The sequence below is a fragment of the Acinetobacter sp. 226 genome (assembly GCF_048147925.1).
GTDB lineage: Bacteria > Pseudomonadota > Gammaproteobacteria > Pseudomonadales > Moraxellaceae > Acinetobacter > Acinetobacter pecorum.
In genome coordinates this window covers 1-7212 of the sequence record NZ_JAYWYX010000050.1, presented here as the reverse complement: position 1 = coordinate 7212, position 7212 = coordinate 1, and the positions used below count along the sequence as shown (strand labels likewise).

Annotated in this window: 6 protein-coding genes; all 6 read left to right on the top strand. The window is 41.2% G+C overall.

Features of this window, described 5'->3' with window-relative positions; all coding sequences use genetic code 11:
• The first annotated feature begins 210 nt into the window (after positions 1-210).
• The 6 genes from VXP95_RS14965 (at position 211) to VXP95_RS14940 (ending at position 6999) form a co-directional block, all read left to right on the top strand.
• On the top strand, positions 211-1455 hold the full coding sequence (locus tag VXP95_RS14965) for an alpha/beta hydrolase (protein WP_416705806.1): 1245 nt from the start codon (positions 211-213) through the stop codon (positions 1453-1455).
• A 153-nt stretch (positions 1456-1608) separates the two neighbouring features.
• Positions 1609-2859, top strand: coding sequence for a serine hydroxymethyltransferase (gene glyA / locus VXP95_RS14960; RefSeq protein WP_064096183.1), 1251 nt, complete (start codon positions 1609-1611; stop codon positions 2857-2859).
• Positions 2860-3410: 551 nt separating this feature from the next.
• Positions 3411-3815, top strand: a complete 405-nt coding sequence (gene rnk, locus VXP95_RS14955; RefSeq protein ID WP_064096182.1) for a nucleoside diphosphate kinase regulator — start codon at positions 3411-3413, stop codon at positions 3813-3815.
• A gap of 287 nt (positions 3816-4102) precedes the next feature.
• Positions 4103-4894, top strand: a complete 792-nt coding sequence (locus VXP95_RS14950; protein WP_144725492.1) for a tellurium resistance protein — start codon at positions 4103-4105, stop codon at positions 4892-4894.
• Positions 4895-4910: 16 nt separating this feature from the next.
• The gene (locus VXP95_RS14945; protein ID WP_064102758.1) at positions 4911-6044 is read left to right on the top strand and encodes a toxic anion resistance protein; all 1134 of its coding nucleotides are present in this window, start codon (positions 4911-4913) and stop codon (positions 6042-6044) included.
• Positions 6045-6081: 37 nt separating this feature from the next.
• Positions 6082-6999, top strand: coding sequence for a hypothetical protein (locus tag VXP95_RS14940; protein WP_064102757.1), 918 nt, complete (start codon positions 6082-6084; stop codon positions 6997-6999).
• Positions 7000-7212 lie beyond the last annotated feature (213 nt).

Below are 7212 nucleotides of genomic sequence, written 5' to 3'. Positions count from 1 at the left end.
TTTATTGATGAATTTATTCTCGATAAGAATCATCTGCTGCCACAGAAAATCTATAAATAATAGTGCGTAAGTCCTATTAATATAAAAATAACTCATTCTTTGCTTGATATTGTTTAGATAAATTGGGAAATTAAGCCTAGTTTTATCGTTTTTTAAAGATAAGACCAGAAAAACTCATTAGATATAATAAATAAGATAAGGATAAGATCGATGAAACGTCATGTATTGACCTGTACTCTTCTCACATTAAGTTTAGCCTTAACCGCTTGTAACGATGATAGTGATAATGATCTTTATTATGAATCCAAACCCGCTATTCCGGTAAATAATATTACCAATCCGGTTGTAGCGACGCCTGTGGCTTATACCAAAACGGACCTGACTGCTGTTGCCGATGAAAGCGTGGTTATGACTTATAAGATGTTAGGGGTTAATGGTAAAGAAACACAGGCCACTGCTTTAGTTTTTACACCCGAGGGAACGCCTCCAGCAAAAGGATGGCCGATCGTCGCATGGGCACATGGCACGACTGGTGTAGCTGATCAATGTGCGCCAAGTCGAAATGAACTTAATCCTTTTATCAAAAATATGATTAGTGGATTCCTTCAAGCTGGCTATATCGTGGTTGCACCTGATTATGAAGGATTGGGAGAGCCGAGTGGCAAAGAACCCCATCCTTTCTTGAATCTTAAGAGTGAGGCATATTCGCTGACCGATGCAGTGGTGGCTGCAAAAGATTATTTAGGGTCAGAAGCTTCTAACCAATGGATGGCGGTTGGACATTCTCAAGGTGGTCAGGCTGCTTTAGGTGCTGCCCAGTATGCTGCACGCGCTTCTCAAATGACCTATAAAGGTACGGTCGCTTTAGCACCCGCTTCTAATTTCAGCCTGATTTTGTCAGGAGGTGAACAGCAGGCAGGCCAGGAAACAGATCTGAATAAAAAAATTGAAACTTTAGCGTCTTTAGATACTTTTACTGCATTGATTGTTGCGGGGTTGCGAAACCCGAATCCAAATCTGCAATATAGCCAGATTTTCAAAATGCCAACCGATAACATTGCGAAGAATGCTGAAACAGATTGCTATGACGTATTGGGCAAAAAATTCGGTAATGCAATGGGAATTTATCTTAACGATAAAAAGACCTTAGAAGGATACCCGCGTACTCAAGCTAATTTTATGAGTATTCCAGTGGTGAAAAGCTTCCTGGAAAAGGATTCTCAGCCTTTACTGGTGAAAGTCTCTACACCGACCATTATTTATCAGGGTTCAGTAGATAGTACCGTTCCGAAAGCAGCAACAGATGTTTTAGTTCAATTAGCGAATCAGAAAAAAACCTCAGTACGTTATATTACGGATGAATCAAATACGACTAAATGGGATCATGGTAGCGTCTATGCACTGAATATTGCTAATATTATTTCAGATGTAAAATCTCTAATGCCAATTCAATAACTTATTTTTATCTAAATGGCTCATGTTTTTGAGACATGAGCCATTTTTATTGCAAAGTGGAGAAAGTTCATGATCGAAAATTCAAAACTTCATGCTACAATACGCGCCAATCTTAGCACGGCTTAAAAGCCCTAAATCAATAGGACCTCGCTAATGTTTGCCAATATCTCTATCGCTGAATTTGATCCAGAATTAGCTCAAGCAATCTCGAATGAGGATGCTCGTCAAGAAGCTCATATTGAGCTAATCGCTTCTGAAAACTATTGCTCACCAGCAGTCATGGAAGCTCAAGGTTCAAAACTTACTAACAAATATGCGGAAGGCTACCCAGGCAAACGCTACTATGGCGGCTGCGAATATGTAGACGTTATCGAACAATTGGCGATTGACCGTGCTAAAGAACTCTTTGGTGCTGATTATGCTAACGTTCAGCCACATGCTGGTTCACAAGCAAACTCAGCAGTTTACTTAGCGCTTCTGAACCCAGGCGATACAGTTCTGGGTATGAGCCTTGCTCACGGTGGTCACTTGACTCACGGTGCAAAAGTAAGCTTCTCTGGTAAAACATATAATGCAATTCAGTACGGTTTAAACCCTGAAACTGGCGAGATCGATTACGAAGAAGTTGAGCGTTTAGCGCTTGAGCACAAGCCACGCATGATCGTTGCCGGTTTCTCTGCATACAGCCAAATCGTTGACTGGCAGCGTTTCCGTGACATCGCGGACAAAGTAGGTGCTTACCTGTTTGTTGACATGGCACACGTTGCAGGTCTGGTTGCTGCAGGTGTTTATCCTAGTCCGGTGCAAATCGCTGACGTAACTACGACGACAACTCATAAAACACTTCGTGGCCCACGTTCAGGTCTGATCCTTGCGAAAGCAAACGAAGAGATCGAGAAGAAACTTCAATCGGCTGTATTCCCGGGTAACCAGGGTGGTCCTTTGGTTCATGCGATTGCGGCGAAAGCAATTTGCTTTAAAGAAGCTATGGCGCCTGAATACAAAGCTTACCAGCAACAAGTTGTAGTAAATGCTAAAGCAATGGCTGAAGTATTGATGGCTCGTGGTTATGAAGTTGTTTCTGGCGGTACTGAAAACCACTTGTTCCTGTTATCTTTAATTAAACAAGACATCACAGGTAAAGAAGCTGATGCCTGGTTAGGTGCTGCTCACATTACTGTGAACAAAAACTCTGTACCAAACGATCCACGTTCTCCGTTTGTGACTTCAGGTATCCGTATTGGTACACCTGCTGTGACTACTCGTGGTTTCGGTGAAGCTGAAGTACGTGAACTTGCTGGCTGGATCGCTGACATTCTGGATGCCAAAGGCGACGAAGCTGTCATCAGTGCAGTTAAAGAAAAAGTTGCAGCGGTATGTGCTAAATTCCCAGTTTATGCATAATTGCTTATAAACGGAAAGGAGCTCCCAACCGGGAGCTTTTTTTATAGCTGTATAAAGTAAGGCTGCAGAATATGTTTGTACTTGATCGAGCTCAATTTCAGTTGAGATCACTATGTACAAAATGATGTTTTAAGTTCTATAAATGTCTGCCTGAAGACTATGATGTAAGACTAAATTATCAATAAAATCATATTGAGTTTTTCTAAATCTGGCTTAAAGTTTTCATCAACTCTCTTTATTTTTAAATGTTTTAAAAGAGTGGACCATTCGCTCCATGTAGTGCTTCACACCATTTACAGGGTCATTTTTCAGAATCTGATGTTTTAAAAATATTGGATATCCTGCTGGATGGCACGCTAGATAAAGCACTTGAGTAAATCCCATGTTACTGTAAGGAAATACTGAAAAAGTGCTATGAATGACATCATTCTTTTTTATTTAAATATTCTATGGATTGGTGGCATTTGAATTTAGGCAAATCCTATATTTAAAGATGCTGCCGGCAGTTAATTGATTAATTTTTCACTTATGAATTAAACAAGGTAATAAGAATGACTAAACCCAACATTATTTTATCTGAGCAGGATTTGCAGCGTCTAGAAACGATGCTGGAGAACCAGAGCAAGCTGAGTGAAACCATGATTCGCTTAGAGGATGAACTGGCACGTGCCGAAGTAGTTGAGCCAAAAGAGATCGCAAGCAATATCGTGACCATGCATTCACGTGTCCTTTTGACGATTGCGCCTTCAACCGAAGCGGTTGAGGTGACCTTGGTTTACCCACATGAATTTAACGGTGAAAAAGGGCAGGTCAATGTGGTCGCACCCATAGGTGCAGCCATTCTGGGGCTTGCTGAAGGTCAGACCATTGAATGGCCACAGCCAGATGGTCATACGATGAAAGTGACTATCGAGAAAGTGCTCTATCAGCCGGAGAGCGAAGGGGATTATCTCTAAGTCCGTTGAACATCTTTTAAAAGCCATAGCAATATGGCTTTTTTGTATGTTGATTCTAGCTTTTATAAGCTTTTAGAAAATTTAAAAAGTTTTAAGGGGTAAATATAAATATTCGTCTATATATCATGTAGCCTACATCATAATTAAAATAAAGCTAAAACATGGATTTAGTTAAAGTGATGTAACGAATTTCTGGATAAATATACACAACGCAGCCTGTTTTTTTGCTACATTCAAAGATGTTCAAGATTTCTTTAGTTCACTTTTTAAAGGATATCGTCTCCCCTATGTCGCGCTTTGAAGCCCTGCCTGCCTTAACTGACATGACGTTTGATCGTGAGGAAATTCTAGCGATCAAGCGGAATGAGCTTGTACCTGTACTGGCTAATCAATATGGGCTGAACCATTATGCTGATGCCTTGATTCAGGCTCAGTCGGTTCTGCTGAATGGGGTCGATCCGCACTTGACCCAGCAACTGAGTCAGACCATTGAGCAATTGATTCAGGCACTGGCAGAATCTAAAAAGTATCTGAAAAAACGTAAATTCAATGCTCTTCAGAAATGGCTAGGCATTGATCTGGATTATGGCTCTAGTCAGGTTGAGTATTACCAGCGACTGGATCGTCTGCTGGATCAGGCTGATCACTTAAGCCGCAAATTGCAGATTGAAATCCAGAAATCGCAATCCCGATTCCAGCAGATTTTAGGTTTGCGCGAACAGATGGCCAAGCATATTGTCGCGGCAGAAGAGTTTCTGTCCGAATATCCGCAATTTGTGAAGAATCAGCATCCTCTGGATAATTTTTCAGAACGTCTCTCCAAGAAAATCAATACCCTGCGAACCTTGCAGAGTGGTAATGACATTGCCATAACTCAAATGCAACTTTCCCAGCAGCTTTCCTTTAGCTTGCTGGATCGCTTTAAGGAGGCTCAACAGGTATTGATTCCGGCTTGGCAATATCATGTCAAACAAAGCCAGACGAAACACTCGACAAGTGATCTAGAAAAACTTGATAATAGTCGTGAGCGTCTGATTAAAACGTTAAAAAAATCCCTCGAGAAACCCTCGAAATCATAACAATATAAGGTGAACTATGACCAAGTCTGATTTAGTAAATTTACCTGTTGAAAGCTCGAGTGAACTGGTCGAACAAAAATTCCAGCAAATGGATCTGAAAGAACTGGGCCTGCAGCCTGCTGACTTTCAGGAAGTGCTGGCTGCACGTAAAGAATTACAGAACATGAGCCATAATAGCGTGGCGGAATATGGTAAAAATATTGCGACCAAAACCTCGACCTACACCGATGAATTACTGAATCTGGTTCAAAATAGGGATCTGGATGCCACAGGACAAAAGCTGAATCAGGTCGTGCAGGTGGCGCAGCAGCTGAACACCAGCAGTATTCTTAATAAAAAGAAAAGTTCAGGTTTTTTTGGCAATATCATCAGCAAATTTAAAGGTGCAAAAGATAACTTTGATGCACATTTTAATACCACCAAAGAGCAGCTAGATGTGCTGGTGAAAGAAATCGAAACTTCACAATCCGGACTGAAAGCGAGAGTCGATACCCTGGACAAAATGTTCGATGGAGTGCAGGAAGAGTACAAACAGCTCGGCATTCATATTGCCGCAGGCCGTTTACGTGAACAGGAGCTACAACAGGAAATTGCCGCTTTAACCGCCTTGCCACAAGACCAGACCACCACACAGAAAATTTATGATCTGAATCATCTGGCCAATAATCTGGAAAAGCGTATCAGTGACTTACAGGTCTTGCAGCAGTCTGCCATGCAGACCTTGCCGATGATCCGGATTATCCAGTCAAATAACCTGATGCTGGTCGACAAGTTCTATGCAATCAAGAATATTACTTTGCCGGCATGGAAAAACCAGATCAGTCTGGCAATTTCCTTGAGCGAACAAAAGAACAGTGTCCAGCTGGCCAATACCATTGATGATGCTACCAATGAGCTGCTGCGCCGTAATGCAGACCTGTTACATCAGAACTCGGTCGATACGGCTAAAGCTAACCAGCGCTCGGTGATTGATATCGAAACGCTTGAACATGTGCAAAATACCCTCATTAAAACTGTAAATGATGTGATTCAGATCCAGAAAGAAGGTGTACAAAAACGTACAGAAGCGACCGTGCGTTTAAAAGCTTTACAGGATAATCTGAATCATTTGGTAATTGAATCAAGTACCAGTGGATCCAAGCCCAACTAAATCAGGTAGGGCTAAAATCTGTAAGAAGGAGTAGAGATTGCCGCCCTTAGATGAATATGCCGTCAAACCTCAGGACATCAAGCAGGGTGTAATCGCACTCAAAAGACGTCAACGCAATTTGATGTTATTGGGTTTGACCACATCTACCGTATTTATAGCCTCATTGATCAGCCTGTTTTTCCAGCAGGAGCTGGTCTATGGCTTTTTTGGTCTGAGCACTGAAGTTCAGCAATTGCACTTACCAGTTAGTGTCGACGCTGCGCTGGCTAGCATTGGTGACAGTCCAGATTATTTTTTTAGTTTGTTAAGCTGGATTGGCTGGCTAATTATTAAAATTTTTTCTTCTTTCATTGGCGCATTTATTGTAATTAGCCTAATGAAAAAGCTACGTTTCTTTTATGTGCGTTTTCAGTCTTTCGTGCTGAAATTTGTCGCATGGCTGATTGCATTTATTCTGATCTGGTCAGGATTAACTTACTGGCAGCATGATCTGCGCAATGATCAGGATGATGCTTATCAGCAAGTGGTGTATTACGATAGTAATATCAATGACAGTGAAATTGCCCGTTATCTGGCCGATTCAGAGATTGCTGCCCCCGTGAAGTCTTATTTACTGGCACAAACGGCACTGTTACATAAGCCCGTCGATTTATCTGCAGCACGGCCTTATGTGGCCCAAGTGGTTGAGGCCGAGAAAAAAGATGCCAAGTTTGAGCAATATGGGTTCAAACCTGAACAGATCTGGACCATGCAGCAACAGGTCTATGGCAAAAGTTTGACTCCTGTGGCGCAAAGTGTAGAGCGTCAAGCACAGCAAGCTGACGAGGTTACTAAGATCGTGAATATCGTGATCATTGGTATTGCTATCTTGTCTGCATTGCTCAGTCTTATTCTATTTTTACTGGCTCATTCGATTAAAGGACGTTCATTGCGGATCGAACAACGAATTTTCTAAACTAAAAAAATGCTTCTGAAAGGGAGCATTTTTTTAATCTTTAAATTTATCTCTCTATAATTTGATTCGGTCATAATGTATAAAATTATTAATAGAATAATAATTAAATTTTTAATCATAAAATCCGATCAATAAAATAAAAACAACCTGTTTTACCTATTCAATCGATTATCCTATCATGGCTGTATCAAATAAACATTTACTCCTCTGGAG

What these genes read in the sequence shown, in the direction of transcription:
- VXP95_RS14965 (WP_416705806.1), top strand. Translation starts at nt 211, where the DNA reads ATGAAACGTCATGTATTGACCTGTACTCTTCTCACATTAAGTTTAGCC.
- glyA (WP_064096183.1), top strand. Translation starts at nt 1,609, where the DNA reads ATGTTTGCCAATATCTCTATCGCTGAATTTGATCCAGAATTAGCTCAA.
- rnk (WP_064096182.1), top strand. Translation starts at nt 3,411, where the DNA reads ATGACTAAACCCAACATTATTTTATCTGAGCAGGATTTGCAGCGTCTA.
- VXP95_RS14950 (WP_144725492.1), top strand. Translation starts at nt 4,103, where the DNA reads ATGTCGCGCTTTGAAGCCCTGCCTGCCTTAACTGACATGACGTTTGAT.
- VXP95_RS14945 (WP_064102758.1), top strand. Translation starts at nt 4,911, where the DNA reads ATGACCAAGTCTGATTTAGTAAATTTACCTGTTGAAAGCTCGAGTGAA.